This is a genomic window from Lactococcus sp. AK05, assembly GCF_041026685.1.
Taxonomy (GTDB): domain Bacteria; phylum Bacillota; class Bacilli; order Lactobacillales; family Streptococcaceae; genus Lactococcus; species Lactococcus lactis.
Genome location: NZ_JBFTEI010000001.1, coordinates 604,769 through 620,666, shown reverse-complemented (window position 1 = coordinate 620,666; position 15,898 = coordinate 604,769). Strand labels below are relative to the sequence as shown.

The 15,898-nt window shown below is 33.9% G+C and carries 19 protein-coding genes; 1 reads left to right on the top strand and 18 read right to left on the bottom strand.

What is annotated here, in order from left to right:
* Positions 1-18: 18 nt before the first annotated feature.
* The 11 genes from AB6B24_RS02985 to AB6B24_RS02935 form a co-directional block, all read right to left on the bottom strand.
* Positions 19-912, bottom strand: coding sequence for a S8 family serine peptidase (locus AB6B24_RS02985; RefSeq protein WP_052772641.1), 894 nt, complete (start codon positions 910-912; stop codon positions 19-21).
* A gap of 88 nt (positions 913-1,000) precedes the next feature.
* Complete coding sequence (locus AB6B24_RS02980) at positions 1,001-1,270, bottom strand: hypothetical protein (RefSeq protein ID WP_311802566.1); 270 nt, start codon at positions 1,268-1,270, stop codon at positions 1,001-1,003.
* A gap of 17 nt (positions 1,271-1,287) precedes the next feature.
* Positions 1,288-2,031: a hypothetical protein gene (locus AB6B24_RS02975; protein WP_195935409.1), complete on the bottom strand. Its 744-nt coding sequence runs from the start codon at positions 2,029-2,031 to the stop codon at positions 1,288-1,290.
* 245 nt (positions 2,032-2,276) lie between these two features.
* Positions 2,277-3,134 carry an XRE/MutR family transcriptional regulator gene (locus AB6B24_RS02970; RefSeq protein ID WP_369164142.1) on the bottom strand — a complete coding sequence of 286 codons (858 nt, stop codon included), beginning with the start codon at positions 3,132-3,134 and terminating at the stop codon, positions 2,277-2,279.
* A 173-nt stretch (positions 3,135-3,307) separates the two neighbouring features.
* Positions 3,308-3,493 carry a hypothetical protein gene (locus AB6B24_RS02965; RefSeq protein ID WP_195935543.1) on the bottom strand — a complete coding sequence of 62 codons (186 nt, stop codon included), beginning with the start codon at positions 3,491-3,493 and terminating at the stop codon, positions 3,308-3,310.
* Positions 3,494-3,543: 50 nt separating this feature from the next.
* Complete coding sequence (locus AB6B24_RS02960) at positions 3,544-3,693, bottom strand: helix-turn-helix domain-containing protein (RefSeq protein ID WP_311806643.1); 150 nt, start codon at positions 3,691-3,693, stop codon at positions 3,544-3,546.
* Between the two features lie 315 nt (positions 3,694-4,008).
* Positions 4,009-4,311 carry a hypothetical protein gene (locus tag AB6B24_RS02955; protein ID WP_238991086.1) on the bottom strand — a complete coding sequence of 101 codons (303 nt, stop codon included), beginning with the start codon at positions 4,309-4,311 and terminating at the stop codon, positions 4,009-4,011.
* Between the two features lie 64 nt (positions 4,312-4,375).
* Positions 4,376-4,627, bottom strand: a complete 252-nt coding sequence (locus AB6B24_RS02950) for a hypothetical protein (protein WP_230317927.1) — start codon at positions 4,625-4,627, stop codon at positions 4,376-4,378.
* The gene (locus AB6B24_RS02945) at positions 4,575-5,171 is read right to left on the bottom strand and encodes a hypothetical protein (protein WP_230317928.1); all 597 of its coding nucleotides are present in this window, start codon (positions 5,169-5,171) and stop codon (positions 4,575-4,577) included. Before AB6B24_RS02945 ends, AB6B24_RS02950 begins: the two co-directional genes overlap by 53 nt.
* A gap of 187 nt (positions 5,172-5,358) precedes the next feature.
* Positions 5,359-7,266: an ABC-F family ATP-binding cassette domain-containing protein gene (locus AB6B24_RS02940; protein ID WP_038601273.1), complete on the bottom strand. Its 1,908-nt coding sequence runs from the start codon at positions 7,264-7,266 to the stop codon at positions 5,359-5,361.
* Positions 7,267-7,442: 176 nt separating this feature from the next.
* Complete coding sequence (locus AB6B24_RS02935; protein ID WP_023189358.1) at positions 7,443-7,835, bottom strand: Spx/MgsR family RNA polymerase-binding regulatory protein; 393 nt, start codon at positions 7,833-7,835, stop codon at positions 7,443-7,445.
* 224 nt (positions 7,836-8,059) lie between these two features.
* On the opposite strand from AB6B24_RS02935, the gene AB6B24_RS02930 reads away from it, so the two are divergent.
* Positions 8,060-8,710, top strand: a complete 651-nt coding sequence (locus AB6B24_RS02930; protein WP_021464703.1) for a redox-sensing transcriptional repressor Rex — start codon at positions 8,060-8,062, stop codon at positions 8,708-8,710.
* An 82-nt stretch (positions 8,711-8,792) separates the two neighbouring features.
* Here AB6B24_RS02930 and radC read toward each other — a convergent pair whose 3' ends face one another.
* The 7 genes from radC to AB6B24_RS02895 form a co-directional block, all read right to left on the bottom strand.
* Complete coding sequence (radC, locus tag AB6B24_RS02925) at positions 8,793-9,473, bottom strand: DNA repair protein RadC (RefSeq protein ID WP_058203697.1); 681 nt, start codon at positions 9,471-9,473, stop codon at positions 8,793-8,795.
* Between the two features lie 130 nt (positions 9,474-9,603).
* Complete coding sequence (glmS, locus tag AB6B24_RS02920; RefSeq protein ID WP_311802559.1) at positions 9,604-11,421, bottom strand: glutamine--fructose-6-phosphate transaminase (isomerizing); 1,818 nt, start codon at positions 11,419-11,421, stop codon at positions 9,604-9,606.
* A gap of 180 nt (positions 11,422-11,601) precedes the next feature.
* Positions 11,602-12,258 carry a phosphatase PAP2 family protein gene (locus AB6B24_RS02915; RefSeq protein WP_021722533.1) on the bottom strand — a complete coding sequence of 219 codons (657 nt, stop codon included), beginning with the start codon at positions 12,256-12,258 and terminating at the stop codon, positions 11,602-11,604.
* A 6-nt stretch (positions 12,259-12,264) separates the two neighbouring features.
* On the bottom strand, positions 12,265-13,590 hold the full coding sequence (locus tag AB6B24_RS02910) for a HAMP domain-containing sensor histidine kinase (protein WP_311802557.1): 1,326 nt from the start codon (positions 13,588-13,590) through the stop codon (positions 12,265-12,267).
* A 3-nt stretch (positions 13,591-13,593) separates the two neighbouring features.
* Positions 13,594-14,109 (bottom strand): DUF2127 domain-containing protein, encoded by a 516-nt coding sequence (locus AB6B24_RS02905; RefSeq protein WP_311802556.1) that lies wholly within the window; start codon positions 14,107-14,109, stop codon positions 13,594-13,596.
* Positions 14,110-14,128: 19 nt separating this feature from the next.
* Positions 14,129-14,815, bottom strand: a complete 687-nt coding sequence (locus tag AB6B24_RS02900) for a response regulator transcription factor (RefSeq protein ID WP_311805068.1) — start codon at positions 14,813-14,815, stop codon at positions 14,129-14,131.
* 125 nt (positions 14,816-14,940) lie between these two features.
* Positions 14,941-15,897, bottom strand: coding sequence for a glycosyltransferase family 2 protein (locus tag AB6B24_RS02895; RefSeq protein ID WP_153241393.1), 957 nt, complete (start codon positions 15,895-15,897; stop codon positions 14,941-14,943).
* Position 15,898 lies beyond the last annotated feature (1 nt).

Genomic DNA, 15,898 nt, shown 5'->3' with positions numbered 1-15,898 from the left:
GGGGCCCCATCACTAAAACTATTTTAGCTTTTCTAATGCAGAATAATAAGATTCCTCCTTATCGTTTATTGACTTCAAAATTTGAATTAATTGTTGATTCGTTAAAATTTTATGACTCGACACAGCTCGCTCGCGAAGCAAGGAAACATAACCTGAAACCAAAGCAGTAGCTTGAGATGTTCCTGAAGATTGAAATATTTTATTAGCTACTCCCTGAACCATGACATCACTCCCTGGAGCATTAATAACTGCCTTATTCTTACCACTTACAAGCGATAAAATTTGTGAATTTTTATCAATTGCTCCTACAGAAATAACATTAGATAAATTAGCAGGAAACATCATTTTATCACTATCATAATCGCCCGCTGCTGCAACAACACTTATCCCTGACTTTATAGAATCATTGATTGCTCTAGTAATATCTGAATTATTTTTGGTGCTCCCAATACTCAAATTAATCACCGTCGCTCCTTGATTTTTTGCTTTTTCAATTGCTTTAGCAATAAGTTGAGAACTTATCGCCCCGTCAGCTCCCATTACTTTAATAGAAATGATAGAAACACCTGGACTGATTCCTATCAATTTGTTAGGAACTCCTTTAATCAGAGAATACATCATACTCCCGTGTCCATTTTCATCAATCATATTTTGACCAATTAACGAGATTGAATCAATTGCTTTGTCATTTGACGAAATCCCACTATCTATCAAAGCAATTTTTTGACCCGTTCCCTTTGAAAGTTGATGCACCTTTTGATAATCTATAAACTCATATTGCCAAGATTGGAATATCTCAATATTTTTTTCTTTCTTATCATCAATTTCATTTTGATTTACAACTACCAAAAGAAAGAAAATGATAGTTGCAAAAATCGAAATTACAAACATAAACTTTGATTTTTTTGCCATTTTCTTCCCTCCTGCTACCCTTAAGTTTTTTTTAAACATAGTTAGTAACTTCATCATCAATTTTTAACACAATTACTTGATATGCCAGCTAAATCCAAAAGATAATATAGATTGCACAACAAAGTATTATCCCAGATAAAATGAACACACCTATTGTAAGACTTTTTGGAATATTATCTTCTGAAATGACTACCTTTTTTCTCACCCAAAGTATTATAGGCAAAGCAAGAAATAAAATAATCGTTACCGCGCTTTCTGGAATAATATGAAAAAGATAACGTAAACTAAAAATTACACTCACAAAGAATATTGTGAAAAGAAAAAGTAAATATATTTTCATTTCTTTTGACTTTTTCATAGCAAACTCCTTCCTAATCATTGTGAGTGAATACTATAGGCAAAAACCCAAGTTATATTTGCCACAATTCCACGATTGTTCAAACTATTATGATAAGAAATACTGTTAGCCAATCCCCAAGAGTAGGCAGCTGTTAAACCATTTGGAACCGCCCCTACGCCTCCTAGCACCACTCCAGCTACAACTGCCGTAGCTGTATTCCCAGCTGCTAATCCATTTAATTGTGCAGCCCACTTATTAGCATTTGCGGTACTTTTGTAGCGTGCGCGTCCCCACCAATAGGTTATATCTTTTGTTGACCCACCTTGAACATAAAAATCAGAATCTGAAGTATCTATTAATTGTCCATCATCTTGCACTTCCAGTTGACCTTCTTGAATTTGTTTGTTCAATTTATTGATTTGATTATCAATCGTTTGTACTACGCTCTCTTTAGTTAAATTCGCTGGCAAACCCTGGCTTGCTGACAAAGCATTAATATTATCAATGTCTACCTGAGAAAAATCTTTAACAAGCTGATTTGGTTCTGAAAGTTGAATAGACTGGTCGACACTGTCTACATCAATATTATCGGAAACTTTATTCAACACATTATCCAAACTTTTTTGACCATTTGTTACTACATAAGATTGTGGAATAAGTAAAGAAGTATCCATATTTGGAACAGACACATCATCTGCGCATGATTTAATCATAGGACCAATCAATGCCAATAAACCAATACTTGTAAGGATACATCCTTTTGCTTTAAAATTGTTCATTATTTTTCTCCTTTTTGAAATGCTATGCAAATCTCAAAAGATAAACATAGCTGCTATAAAAAACGTCTTTCTTTCAAGATTTTTAACCCTCCTTTTACCATTCTGAGTGAACAACACTCAAGATTCATGAATCATTTTCTAAAATGATTATATCAAATCAAAATGCCCCAAAAGGCCTTTTCCGAAATCTCGGAAAAATTTTTTATAAAAAATAAAAAGGGAACTCAAATCCCTTTTATATCCCACTAGTTTTTTACAGATTCATCAAATATTTTTTGATAATAAGCCTTCATCTCTGGCAAACCCAATTCATCAAAAAGACGGATAGAACTCTCCATTTTAGCTTTCCCCTCGGAAGTTTTGCCTGATTGATGAAGCAATAAGCCAAGAGTAAAGCGAGACATATTACGGCAAAATAAATCCTTTTTATAAGGTATTAAAGCAATATTAACATCTTCCAAGAGTTTTTGAGCAATGGAAAATTTATTCTCACTAATATACTTTACAGCTGCTCGGCAAACAATTTGGACAATTTTTTCCCGATATTTTTTAACTTTGAGATAGTGCAAATTTTCTTTCCAAAAGTCTTTCATCAAAGAGAGAGTCAAACGGGTATTCAAGTGTTCTACAACAAACGAAAGAATACTTAACTCAAAATATGACCAAACTTCGATATTAAACATTAAATCAGTAACTTCAACTTCTTCTCGCTCTGTCAATCCATAAAGCAAATTTTGAGTCGCTAGAAATATCATTCGATTTCCTTGTTCATTATCATATTTTCCAGCTTCACTATTAATCGCTTTTAATTTTACAGTATCTTGCATATAATTCGCATCTTCAATTTCATCACAAATCTCAACAAAATAATCAGAATGGTAATTGTTAAAAAAATATTCAAACTCAGAAACCTCAATATGCATTAATTCTAAAGCTGCATCTAATTTATCAAATCTAAGAATAGACTTTCCACTTTCAAAATCTGAAAGTGATGATTTTGACAAACCTACTTTTTCAAAGTCAGTTAATCTAAAGTTTCGTTGTGTTCGTAAATCATAGAAAATTTCTCCCATCAAAGAGAGTGTTTTATTGTTTTTTACCATTACACATTCCAGCATTTCAATTTATTTTGATTAAATTGTACTACTTTTTAACAAAAAAGCAATAATTGTTTCGCTTTATTTAAATATAGGATTTTTAGATTACGAAATAAAAAAACGCAAAGCTTTCAAGCTTCGCATTTTAGCATATTTACACTAAATTCTCTTCATAATACTTACAAATTTTCCAATTCTTCTATCGCTTCTAAAAGAGTCATCTCTATCTCATCTTTTTCATCATTAAAGAGGTCAATTTCAGCTTGTAATTCTCCTAATTTAACAAAATCAGCGGTATTTTCTTGCATTTCCAATAATAGAGCTGCAATTTTTGATTCCAAATTGGATAAAAACAAAATTGTCACAAAACGAAGTTGCCCTGCTCGAAAAGTAATAGATGTCTTAAAAGGAAAATTCACACTCGAAATTTTATCAGAAATCCTTGATGGAAATTTGCACTCCGGTTCAATTGATGAGCAATTTCTCCTAGTGAAATTTTTTGTGAATACCACAAATATATCTTTTCACGGTCAAATATTGTAAGATGAGTATAAGGATTATTCATAATTTCTGCAGTTTTCAATAGTCTAACAAAACTTATTATACTGGATTTCATAAATTATCTTTTTTTGTTGCAGTTAAATTATAAATTCAAGTTATAAAATCCCTTTCTTATTACTTAGAAAAGGGTATTCTGGATTCAATATTCTTGCCTAAGTGTGCCAACTAACTTCTTTTTGTTTACGCAAGATGTTTTGTAGCTAATTGCGTAATTTCTTGTGTCTCAAAATTCAGGACAGATAAAAAAGCCTGCACATCACAAAGTGCAGGCTTTCTGAGGGTGTTTCATTAAAATATAGATTTGCATTTTTTCTGTTCTTTATTGATTCTTATCGTCTTGAATCATTTGTCTCATCCAAACTGCGACTAGCACAATACCCAAAAGAACAAGTAGACCCCAAACGAGTACATTGATATTCAAGACCACTTTTTGTTGCCAGAGGATGAGGAGCGGAAGCCCAAAGATAACAAGACTAATGAAAGTCGTCAAAATGCGTTCTTGTTTTCTGATTGCTCCTGTTAGCAGGGCAAGTACTAAGACGCCGAAAAAGGTGTAGCTCAGGTTAGATGCGGTAATTTCAATCGTATGGCTTCCAGATAAAACTTTTGGAAGTGCAGCCAATCTGGGGACGAAAATCGCCCCAGCAATCCCGAATAGAGATGTAATAAGGTGTTTTTTTTCCATATCATTCTGTTTTCCATTCTGTATATGTGATATTTTGAGCGACTAACCCGTTTTTGAAAGAAGTATCCTTTTTCCAACGTTGATACAGGCCAATCCAACCATTATGATTTTTATCTAAATAGTTTGCAATTCTATCCCCAAAACCTGCCGTATTCAAAGCGAGTCCCGCAATAAAACCGTTGGCTACTTTAGCACTAACTCTAAAAATAGTCGCAAGCTTGCTGACTGCGGCTTGAGGCCCTACCCAATCCAAAAGCTAATGCACTCTTCCCAATCGCAATATTCGTGTATTTCCATGAGCCATAGGTTACTTTCACTGTTTGGATGTTTGAGTTTCCGACTCCTAAAGGGACTTCCGCAACTTTGGTGTCATACTTTTTGCTTACCGTATTATAAACGGTCTTGGTTAAAATCAATTTATTGCCTTCATTAACTAAGGTGTTGCTTTCATTAGTATTTGTGTTGGTTGTTTCAACTGCAACAACTACCCCATTATTCTTTTCCGAAACTGTCGTCACTTTTTCGTTGCTTGATTTTTGAACATGGGTGTCTGTGTCCCTTCGCCCAGCTGCTTTGTCAAAAGCTGATGTAGCTTGCTTTTTGTCAACATTCGCAAGAACTTGAATGTTTTGGTTATCCGACCGATTTAATTCTGAGTAATTTGAAATTGTCAAATTTATTGTCGGTTTACTAAAAACTTGTGGTGTTTTTTCAAATAATCTTCCCGTGCTCCAGCCAATACCGATCAACAGCAGCAAACTGCTCGAAATCAATACCTTTGATTTTAAATTTAACATAAGAATTCTCCTTTCTTGATTTGAGTGAGCGACACTCATTATTCATGAATCATTTTCTAAACTGATTATATCAAATCAAAATGTCCGAAAAGACTTTTTCCGAAATCTCGGAATTTTTTGATAAAAAAACGCAAAGCTTTCAAGCTTCGCGTTTTAGCATATTTACACTAAATTCTCTTCACAACACTTACAAATTTTCCAATTCTTCCATCGCTTCCAAAAGAGTCATTTCTATCTCATCTTTTTCATCATTAAAGAGGTCAATTTCAGCTTGTAATTCTCCTAATTTAACAAAATCAGCGGTATTTTCTTGCATTTCCAATAATAGAGCTGCAATTTTTGCTTCCAAATCGGCTAGTTTCTCTTCACAAGCCTTGATTTCGCGCTCTACTTTACGTCGATTCTTTTGAGCTTCTTTCTGAGCTGTAAAATCTTGTTGAGCTAAACTTTCTATCGGCTCCCCATTTTCTGAAGAATTACTCTCAGCTTGTACTTCTTCTTTTTTCTCGACATAATAATCATAATCTCCCAAAAATTCTGTACTTCCTTCGGGAGCAATTTCTAAAACTTTGGTAGCCACTCTATTGATGAAATAGCGGTCATGAGAAACAAACAAGATTGTTCCTGGAAAATCAATCAAAGCATTCTCCAAGACCTCACGTGAATCAATATCCAAGTGATTGGTTGGTTCATCTAAAACTAAAAAGTTATCGTGATCCATTGCTAATTTAGCAAGTAAAAGACGGGCTTTTTCACCACCAGAAAGCATCCCAACCGTTTTCTTTACATCATCTCCACTAAAAAGAAAAGCTCCGAGCATATTGCGAATTTCAACTTCATTAAGTAAGCGATGCTCATTCCATAATTCGTCTAAGACAGTATTTGAAGCTGTCAATCTTCCTTGTTCTTGGTCATAATATCCCAAAGTAACATTGGCACCCAATTTTGCTTGACCTGCTAAAAATGGAATCTGTCCAACAATTGACTTAATCAATGTTGTCTTACCTACTCCATTTGGTCCAACAATAGCAAGGGACTCACCTTTACGCTCGTCAATGTTAATCGGACCAGAGAGACGATTATCTTCATAACCTACCGTTGCTTCTGAAACGGTTAAAACAACATTTCCAGACGTTTTTTCAGGAGTAAAAGTAACATTGGCCGATTTATCATCACTTGTTGGTGCGTCTAAACGCTCCATTTTCTCCAACTTTTTACGACGCGATTGCGCCATTTTAGTCGTCGAAGCCCGAACTAAATTTCTGGCAACATAGTCCTCTAATTTAGCAATTTCTTTTTGTTGTTTTTCAAAATTTTTGAGTTCTAACAAGAGTTTTTGCTCTCTTTGTTCAACATAGCGAGAATAATTTCCAGAAAAACGAGTTAATTCTCCTCTAGATAATTCTAAGACTTCATTAACCACTTTATCCAAAAAGTAGCGGTCATGACTGACAATTAATAAACTACCTTCGTAATTTTTAAGGTAATTTTCAAGCCAAGCTAAAGTTTCAATATCCAAGTGGTTAGTTGGTTCATCCAAAATCAAAAGTTGTGGTCTCTCAAGTAACATCTTAGCAAGAGCCAAACGTGTTTTTTGTCCCCCCGATAAACTTGAAATTTCTCTTTCCCACATTGTTTCATCAAAGCGAAAACCATTTAAGACAGACTTAATTTCAGATTCATAAGTAAATCCATTTTTCATCCGAAATTCTTCTGATAAAGCATCGTAACGTTTCATCAAAGCTGTCAATTCATCCCCAGCAAGTTCTCCCATTTGCAATTCCATCTGGCGCAATTGTTTTTCCATTTGGCGAAGCGAATCAAAAACAGAGAGCATTTCGGCAAATATTGTCCTTGAGGAATTCAGCCCAGTATCTTGCGCTAAATAATTCATTGTCAAATCTTTGGTCTTGGATACAGTTCCGCGACTCGCTTCTTCAACTCCAGCAATAATTTTAAGCAAGGTTGACTTACCAGCTCCATTTCGGCCAACTAGGGCAATTCTTGAATGGTCTTGTAAACTAAAATTGATATTTTCAAATAAAACATCGCCACCAAAAGTGCGTGCAATTCCATTCCCTTGCAGTAAAATCATGATATTTATCCTCTTCGTTAAATCTCAAAGCATATTTTTAATACTTCGTTTTTCCTTTTCATATGATAGAAAAGCAGTCCTTCTATTATAGCATTTAAGGCAAGCTTTTTGTAGTTCTTCCAAATTCTTGAAATTAAAAAGCTTACCAAATCTGATAAGCTAAAATAAAATTAATATTAGACTAAAATTAATCTTTCACGCAATTCAATTCTCCTAACTTCTGGTGGAATAAACGCTCTGATTCCATCCTCGTTAAAACCAATCAATAGACAGTCCTCGTCAAAAATTAATGGTCGTTTTAGAAGACGTGGATTTTCCTGAATTAATTCAAAAGCTTTTTCTAGTCCTAATTCATCGAAATTATAATTTAAAGATGCGTATGTTTTCCCTCGGGTCGCAATTATATCCTCAAATCCGTTTTCAGTCAAGGATAAAATTTTGATTAAATCATCTTTTTCCATAAAATCTTTTGATAAATTAATTTCTTCAAATTCAATGTGATGTTTACGTAACCATTTTTTAGCTTTTCTACAAGATGAACATGAACCACTAAGATAAATTTTAATCATATTTTCTCCCTATCTATTTTTTCATATTTCTATTCTAACATGAAAGCGCCTTAATTAAAAGGATAAAATAAATATTTTTTTAGAATTGTAATCAATTTCTCATTTTAACTGAATAATCCATTCCTTTTGTTTGATAATTTCACAAATTTTTGATAAAATTATCACAAAGAAACTAAATATTAACTAGTTTTAACAAAATCGAATTATATTTTTGAGGTATAACAATGACTGATCATAAACCAAGCAAAAGCTTGCCTAAAGCAACTGCTAAACGACTGCCACAGTACTATCGACTGTTCAAAAGTCTTGTAGAAGAAAATGTGACACGCACAAATTCACAACTTATTTCAGAAAAAATCGGAGTAGATGCTGCCACAATTCGTCGTGATTTCTCTTTATTTGGTGAATTAGGTCGACGTGGATATGGCTATGAAACGAAAGTGCTCCGTGATTTCTTTGGAGAACTTCTTGGACAAGACCAAGAAACGCATATCGCTCTAATCGGTGTCGGAAATCTCGGTCGTGCATTACTTCATTATCAATTCCAAGATAGAAATAAAATGAGAATTACGCAAGCCTATGATATTTCTGGTAATCCCTTAGTTGGAACACAAACAGATGACGGAATTCCAATTTATAATATTTCTGATTTAGAAAAAAATGTTAAGAAATCTGATATCAAAACGGCAATTCTCTCTGTTCGAAAAGAAAACGCCCAAGAAGTTGTTGACACTCTAGTCAAAGCTGGTATCAAAGGTTTCCTAAACTTTGCCCCAATTCGTTTGAAAGTTCCTTCTGATGTGGTTGTTCAATCAATTGATTTAACTAAGGAGTTGCAAACACTGCTATTTTTCATGGGAGCTCAAGAAAACTAAATTAGTACAAAATAAAAGAACAGTTTTTATAGACTGTTCTTTTTCTTTATAGTCGAGAAGTGATTGTTTGTTATATAATCCTTCATTTTCTGATCTCTTCTTCCCGAAAACTAAAATAATTACCAGCCCCTACAATAATATGGTCAATAAAATTAATCCCCACATCCTCACAAGATTTTTTTATTTTGTCAGTAAATATTTTATCAGCCTGACTGGGTCGTAAATTTCCTGAGGGATGATTATGTGCAACTAACAGTCCTACTGAGAGATTTTTTATTGCATGATAAAGAATCTCTCTAGGGCTTGCAGTTGCCTGATTAACCGCCCCTATAAAAATTGTCTTTTTTTCAATAATTCTATTTTGACCATCTAAATAAGTCGCCACAAGATGCTCTTGCTCAAAATTTTGCATTTCAAAAGCAAGACTCAAGCCATATTCTTTGGAACTCAAAACTTGACCGTAACGTTTTCTATTAGTGGTCTGTATCCTTTTTCCAAATTCAATCATTGCTCGAATTTCAATGGATTTTGCCAGTCCAATGCCTGAAATTTCTCTGAGTTCATTAATCGAAGCTTTGCGCAAATTATCCAAAGTTTCAAAATGTTGAAGAATTTCCAAGGCCAAATTTAATGATGAGTATTTTTTTGTCCCTGTTCGCAATAATATCGCTAACAGCTCAACATCAGACAAGCACTCTTCTCCTAAAAATTCTAAGCGTTCCCTAGGTTGCATCGGATACGGATTTTCTCTTAGTTCATACATACTATTATATACGGAAAAATCTGGCCTTTGTCACTGACAAAAGATTAATTAACCAAAAAAGTTCTGATGAATCTCAGAACTTTTTATTTTTAGTTATCATTTTACTGACAGAAATTTCTGTCAGTAACTTTTATTCAACTGTTACTGCTTTAGCCAAGTTACGTGGTTTATCAACATCAAGTCCACGTTGCATTGAAGCATAATAAGCAATTAATTGTGTTGGAATAACCATTGAAATTGCTGACAAATAAGGATGAACTTGGTTGACAACAATTGTATCATCTTCACGAGCCACTCCTTCTTCAACAATTGTGATAGCTGAGGCTCCACGAGCCACTGTTTCCATTACATTTCCACGAGTATGAGCTGCTACTTCTTCATTATTAGAAATTAAAGCAAGTACTGGAGTTCCTTTTTCAATCAATGAAATCGTTCCATGTTTTAATTCTCCAGCAGCAAATCCTTCACATTGAATATAAGAAATTTCTTTTAATTTGAGAGAAGCTTCCATTGCTACATAATAATCTTGTTTTCGACCAATATAGAAGGCATTGCGAGTAGTTGGCAATAAGTCAGCTACAATTGCTGCAATTTCATCCTTTTCAGATAAAGTGGCTTCAATTGATTGAGCAACGAAAGACAATTCTTTAACTAAATCAAATTCTTTTGCTTTAACTTCCCCTTCAGCCTCACCAACTGCCTTTGCAAGAAAAGCCAAAGTTGCAATTTGTCCTGTATATGCTTTGGTTGAAGCAACTGCAATTTCTGGTCCAGCACCGATTAACATTGTATAAGTTGCTTCGCGTGACAAAGTAGAACCGGGAACATTTGTAACTGTTAAGCTTGGAAGTCCTAATTCATTTACTTTTACTAAAACCTGACGGCTGTCAGCCGTTTCACCAGACTGTGAAAGGAAAATAAAGAATGGTTTTTGACTCAACAAAGGCATATCATAGCCCCATTCTGAAGCAAGACCAAGTTCAACCGGTGTATTTGTCAAAGATTCAAGCATCATTTTTGCCCCAAAACCTGCATGATAAGACGTTCCTGCGGCAATAATATAAATACGATCAGCCTCTTGAATTCCTTTGATAATGTCTTGATCAACTTTCATTGTTCCATCTTCATTTGCATAAGTCGCAATGAGTTTACGCATAACTGCTGGTTGCTCATCAATTTCTTTGAGCATGTAGAAAGGATAAGTTCCTTTTCCAATGTCAGATAAATCAAGTTCAGCTGTGTATGACTCACGTGAAAGTACATTACCTTCGTAATCCATAACTGTAACATTATCTTTTGTTAACACAACAAGCTCTTTATCGTGAATTTCCATAAATTCAGACGTTTCACGAATCATCGCCATCGCATCTGAGCAGACCATGTTGTAACCTTCACCAAGGCCGATTAATAATGGTGATTTATTTTTGGCAACATAAATCACATCTGCATCTTCGCGATCCATAAGAGCAAAGGCATAAGAACCTTGAATTAAGCTTAGAGCTTTTTTGAATGCTTCAAGTGTTGATAATCCTTCTTCTTCAGCAAATTTAGCAATTAAATGAACCGCAATTTCAGTATCGGTTTGTCCTTTAAAAGTATCATTCATCAAAAATTCGTTTTTAAGTTCAACAAAATTTTCAATCACACCATTATGTACTAAAATAAAGCGACCTGATGTTGAAGTATGTGGATGAGCATTGTCTTCCGTTGGTTTACCATGAGTAGCCCAACGTGTGTGACCAATGCCGGTTGTTCCTGAAACATCAATCCCTAACTTTCCTCTTAAGTCTGCAATACGTCCGACAGATTTAACTAATTTTGCTGCTGTTTCTTGACCATTTACAAAAATACCTGCTGAATCATAACCACGATATTCAAGTTTTTCTAGTCCTTGCATCAAAATATCAGTTGCATTTTTACTACCTACAACACCAACAATCCCACACATAATAAAGCTCCATTTAACTCACCGTTAAAATTGGTATAGTTAATTATTTTTCTAATATTTATTTATAAATAGCATTATATTACACTTATTTGTCGTTGTCAAGTATAAAACTTCTAATAAAACTCAAAAAGACGATAATTGGTATAATTTATTTTCGGCATTAATAAAAACCAATTGATATCAATTGGTTTTTTTTGATTTTTCTTGATACTTAATATATGTGGGGTAAGTAAGTAATAGAATACTAATTCCTTCGAGAAATCCGCCTATTGTATCACTTGGATAATGTACCCCTACAAAAATTCTTGAAAACATTACTAATGCAATTAATATAATACATAAAATGCCTAATAAAATTTTAGAAGAACGATTTTTAAGTTTTCCTAGACAGATAAAGAAAATACTTCCAAAAATAATTGTTGCAAAAATGGAATGTCCGCTCGGAAAACTTTTCCCAGCTTCATTTGCAAAAGCCGCTAACCGATGAATATCAGGACGTTCTCGACCAATAATTACTTTAATAACAGTATTTAAAGCAAGGCTTAAAACAACTGTTGCCGCAAACCAGATTGTCGCTTCTTTCTGTTTAAAGAGAAGATATAAAACCAAAGCAAGTAGAACTGCGACAATTATTCCACCTTTATCTCCAAAAATATTTGTCATATGAGAGAAAAAGTAAGTGAGTCCTGAGGAGCTTTGTAAATGAAAAGCCCAAGTTTGAATTGGCCGATCAAAAGGAAATGGACCATGAGTAAAATCAATTTTAACAAAGAGCGCTAAAATTAAAAAGGCAAGGGTGGTAATAGCACCCGAAATATAATAGATTTTTTTATTCATAATTAATTAGTTTTCTATAGACTCCATTAGGAGATGAAAAATTGACCCTTTCGGAGAATTATTTGAAACAAAGACTTTGGCATCATTCAATTGTGCATATTCCTTCGCAATTGCCAAACCAAGTCCTGTTCCAGGAATTTCACTTGAACGAGATTTATCAATTCGATAAAATCGTTCAAAAATATTATCTTTTTCTTCTTCTGGAACGCCAAAGCCTTCGTCAGCAACCTGAAAATCAACTTGATGATTTTCCAAAGTAATATTTATTGTAATTTCTGAGTTGGAAGGTGAATATTTTCCAGCATTTTCAAGAAAGATAATAATAATTTTGTATAGCGCCATTTTATCTATGCTGACAAATAAATCTGTTTGGATATCAAAGTTTATTTTTTGTCTTAGCGCGGGTTGAATTTCACTGACCACTTTGTCAGTAAATTTACTTAAGTTAATTCTTTCTTTTTTCATTTCTAAATGATTTCCTCTAGAAATGGTCAGTAAATTCTCGATTAAAACTTTCATTCTCATTGATTCTTCATCAATATAGGAAAGTGACTCATCAACAATTTCTGGATGTTCATGCCAACGTCTTTTGAGTAAATTCACATGTCCACGAATTGCAGCAACTGGCGTTCTTAGCTCATGTGAAGCATCCGAAACAAATTGTTGCTCATTTTCAATTTTTTGATTCAGTCGATTAAGCAAACGATTGAAACTTTGACTTAACTGATGAACTTCAAGTGGATTTTTACTGACAGGAACTTGTTTAACATCCTTTCCATCAGTTGCCACCACAATATCTGTCAAAGGCTGACTAATCGTTCTGGCCGCTTTTTGAATTAAAATCAAAGCAAGGAAAAATAGAAAAATCATGACAGCAATAATAACCAATATAGCTCTAATCATTGATTTAACTACAACATTTATATTCAACCATAATTCGGCTTTGGTTCCATTTTTAGAAGTTTTTGAACTATATAAAAAGATATCATCTCTTAATAGACTAAAATTCCCCCAAGATTTTCGTGATTTTAAAAAATTTGTTGTTCCTTGACTCTCTTCTCTTTGACCTGAAGGACTTGTCAGTCGAACAAATGTAGCTTTTTCGTCTTTTTCACTATCAAGTTTAAATTCGTCCCAATTCACTCGCCCATTAGTTGCTGCCGTTTGAACGGAATTTAAAAGTGCCGCTCCCTCACTCTTACGGATTTGTAAACTTGTAAATGCAACAATTCCGGAAACAATGATTGTAATCAACAGACTAAAAATTAAGAAAATACGGACAAAAGTATCGGTAATAATTTTGGCACTTGTTTTTGATTCTATTTCTTTCATTTACTAATTTACTTTACTATTTTTTAAGGAAGAGTATGATTGCTCTTTTGAAATATGTGTTTTTAACTTACGGTATTCTAATAAGGTTAAAATAATCATCAATACGTCAACCGCACATAAAACGAGCATTGAAATTGATCCATGATTAAAAAATTCAAAGATTTGATAAAGAATAAAACCAACTAAAAGTAATATTGATAAGGGGTATGACCATAGAATCTTTTTCCAGAGCAGAGCCAACGTCACCAACTTTAGTGCACCATGTAAAAGTAAATATACAATAGCAAATAAAGTAGCATCATTGGTCAGTCTTTCTCCTGCACTTGTAATCATCGTAGAGAGTGGGCTTAGAGAAATAGCCAGTGCAAGATGGTGAATAGTTGCTTTAATTAAATCAAGTGGAACAAAGATTAAAAGTAAACCTGATATAAATTCAACAAAAGCAAAAATACTTTTACCCAGAAGCATTGTGTTAAAACTAACATCTAATAATTCTTCTTTATTTTTCACTTTATTCATGGCTACCTCTTTTCCTCTCTCAGTTTTCGTTATTTAAACGATAACCTATACCACGAACGGTTTCAATGAGAGATTTATGATTTGGCAAATCAATTTTAGCACGAAGGTAGCGAACATAAGCATCCACGGTATTTTCCTGACCGTCAAAATCCATGCCCCATACATCATCCAAAATATCTGCTCGACTTATCACTATACCACGATGTTCTAAAAAATAGCTTAACAAAGAAAATTCTCTTTGAGTCAAATTGACTGTTTGACCAGCCACTTCTGTTGTATGAGCACTTAAATCAACTTTTAAATAATCAAGTTCATAGACCTTGGAAGAAGAATTTGACCATTTCCTAAAAATCAACCTCAGCCGAGCCAATAGCTCCTCAATTTCAAAAGGTTTAGTAATATAATCATCTGCTCCCGCATCAAGACCGGCAACTTTATCTCCAATATAATCACGCGCTGTCAAGAAGATAATTGGTGTATCGGGCTGAATTTTTTTCATTCGACGTAAAACTGTTAAGCCATCTAATTTTGGAATCATCCAATCAAGCAAAACAACATCAATAGCAGGCTTAGCAGTTTCAAATATTTCCAAAGCAGAAAGACCATCAAAAGCGGTTGAAACTTGGTAATCTTCAAAAATCAACTCTTTTTTGACATAATCAGAGAGACTCGGTTCGTCTTCAACAATCAAAACATGGTAGCTCATTCGGCACCTCGCCTTTCTTTAATTGCAAATGTAATCATAATTTTTTATTTACTTGGTCATTATAACAAGTCTAAAACAAAAAAACCATACGGTTTTTCTGAATAATTAATGATAATTTATCATTTTTATTCTTCGTTAATGAAGTCTTCAATCAAATAACGAGGACGTTGTTTAACTTCCAAGAAGATTTTTCCGATATATTCACCAATTACACCTAGAGCTAGTAGATTAGCCCCACCAAATCCAACAATAGCCAACATTGTCGAAGCCCAACCCGCAACGTCAGAACCATTAATAAAATGTCGAATAATAATATAAATTGCTCCTACAATAGCTAGCAAAAACCAAACTAAACCAATCCAAAAAATCAAACGCATCGGTGCAGCTGATGTTGAAGTAATTCCATCCAGCGCAAAACTAATCATTTTTTTCAAAGGATACTTACTTTCACCGGCAAAACGTTCTCCACGTTTATAGTAAACGATATCAGATTTATAGCCAACCAAAGGAACCATTCCTCTTAAGAAGAGATTTTGTTCAGGAAATTGAGCTAAACCGTCAAGGGCACGACGACTCATTAAACGAAAATCAGCATGATTAGGAACACTTTGGCTCCCCAAACCTTGCATTAATTTATAAAAAGCTCCAGCGGTTCTTCTTTTGAAAACTGTATCAGTGTCCCGATTATCCCGTACACCATAAACGATATCACAATTCTCATTTTCAAATTTTTCAAGCATTTCATCAATTGCATTAATATCATCTTGCAAATCTGCATCCATTGAAATAACGCAATCTGCTAAATTTCTCACGGTCATTAAACCAGCGAGCAAAGCATTTTGATGTCCGCGATTTCTTGAGAGATTAATCCCACTAAACATCGGATTTTCATTATGTTTTTCTTGAATTTTTTCCCAAGTTTTATCTTTTGAACCATCATTAACATAGACAACTCTACTTTTTGGACTAATAATATTATTTGAAATCAATTGTTCATATTTAGCCTTGAGACGTTCGGAAGTTTCATCAAGTACCAGTTCTTCATTGTAACATGGCACGACCATATAAAGGATCTTAGTCATA

Coding starts and splice junctions, on each gene's coding strand:
- AB6B24_RS02985 (WP_052772641.1), bottom strand. CDS start 912: ATGGCAAAAAAATCAAAGTTTATGTTTGTAATTTCGATTTTTGCAACT.
- AB6B24_RS02980 (WP_311802566.1), bottom strand. CDS start 1,270: ATGAAAAAGTCAAAAGAAATGAAAATATATTTACTTTTTCTTTTCACA.
- AB6B24_RS02975 (WP_195935409.1), bottom strand. CDS start 2,031: ATGAACAATTTTAAAGCAAAAGGATGTATCCTTACAAGTATTGGTTTA.
- AB6B24_RS02970 (WP_369164142.1), bottom strand. CDS start 3,134: ATGGTAAAAAACAATAAAACACTCTCTTTGATGGGAGAAATTTTCTAT.
- AB6B24_RS02960 (WP_311806643.1), bottom strand. CDS start 3,693: ATGAATAATCCTTATACTCATCTTACAATATTTGACCGTGAAAAGATA.
- AB6B24_RS02945 (WP_230317928.1), bottom strand. CDS start 5,171: ATGTTAAATTTAAAATCAAAGGTATTGATTTCGAGCAGTTTGCTGCTG.
- AB6B24_RS02940 (WP_038601273.1), bottom strand. CDS start 7,266: ATGATTTTACTGCAAGGGAATGGAATTGCACGCACTTTTGGTGGCGAT.
- AB6B24_RS02935 (WP_023189358.1), bottom strand. CDS start 7,835: ATGATTAAAATTTATCTTAGTGGTTCATGTTCATCTTGTAGAAAAGCT.
- AB6B24_RS02930 (WP_021464703.1), top strand. CDS start 8,060: ATGACTGATCATAAACCAAGCAAAAGCTTGCCTAAAGCAACTGCTAAA.
- radC (WP_058203697.1), bottom strand. CDS start 9,473: ATGTATGAACTAAGAGAAAATCCGTATCCGATGCAACCTAGGGAACGC.
- glmS (WP_311802559.1), bottom strand. CDS start 11,421: ATGTGTGGGATTGTTGGTGTTGTAGGTAGTAAAAATGCAACTGATATT.
- AB6B24_RS02915 (WP_021722533.1), bottom strand. CDS start 12,258: ATGAATAAAAAAATCTATTATATTTCGGGTGCTATTACCACCCTTGCC.
- AB6B24_RS02910 (WP_311802557.1), bottom strand. CDS start 13,590: ATGAAAGAAATAGAATCAAAAACAAGTGCCAAAATTATTACCGATACT.
- AB6B24_RS02905 (WP_311802556.1), bottom strand. CDS start 14,109: ATGAATAAAGTGAAAAATAAAGAAGAATTATTAGATGTTAGTTTTAAC.
- AB6B24_RS02900 (WP_311805068.1), bottom strand. CDS start 14,815: ATGAGCTACCATGTTTTGATTGTTGAAGACGAACCGAGTCTCTCTGAT.
- AB6B24_RS02895 (WP_153241393.1), bottom strand. CDS start 15,897: ATGACTAAGATCCTTTATATGGTCGTGCCATGTTACAATGAAGAACTG.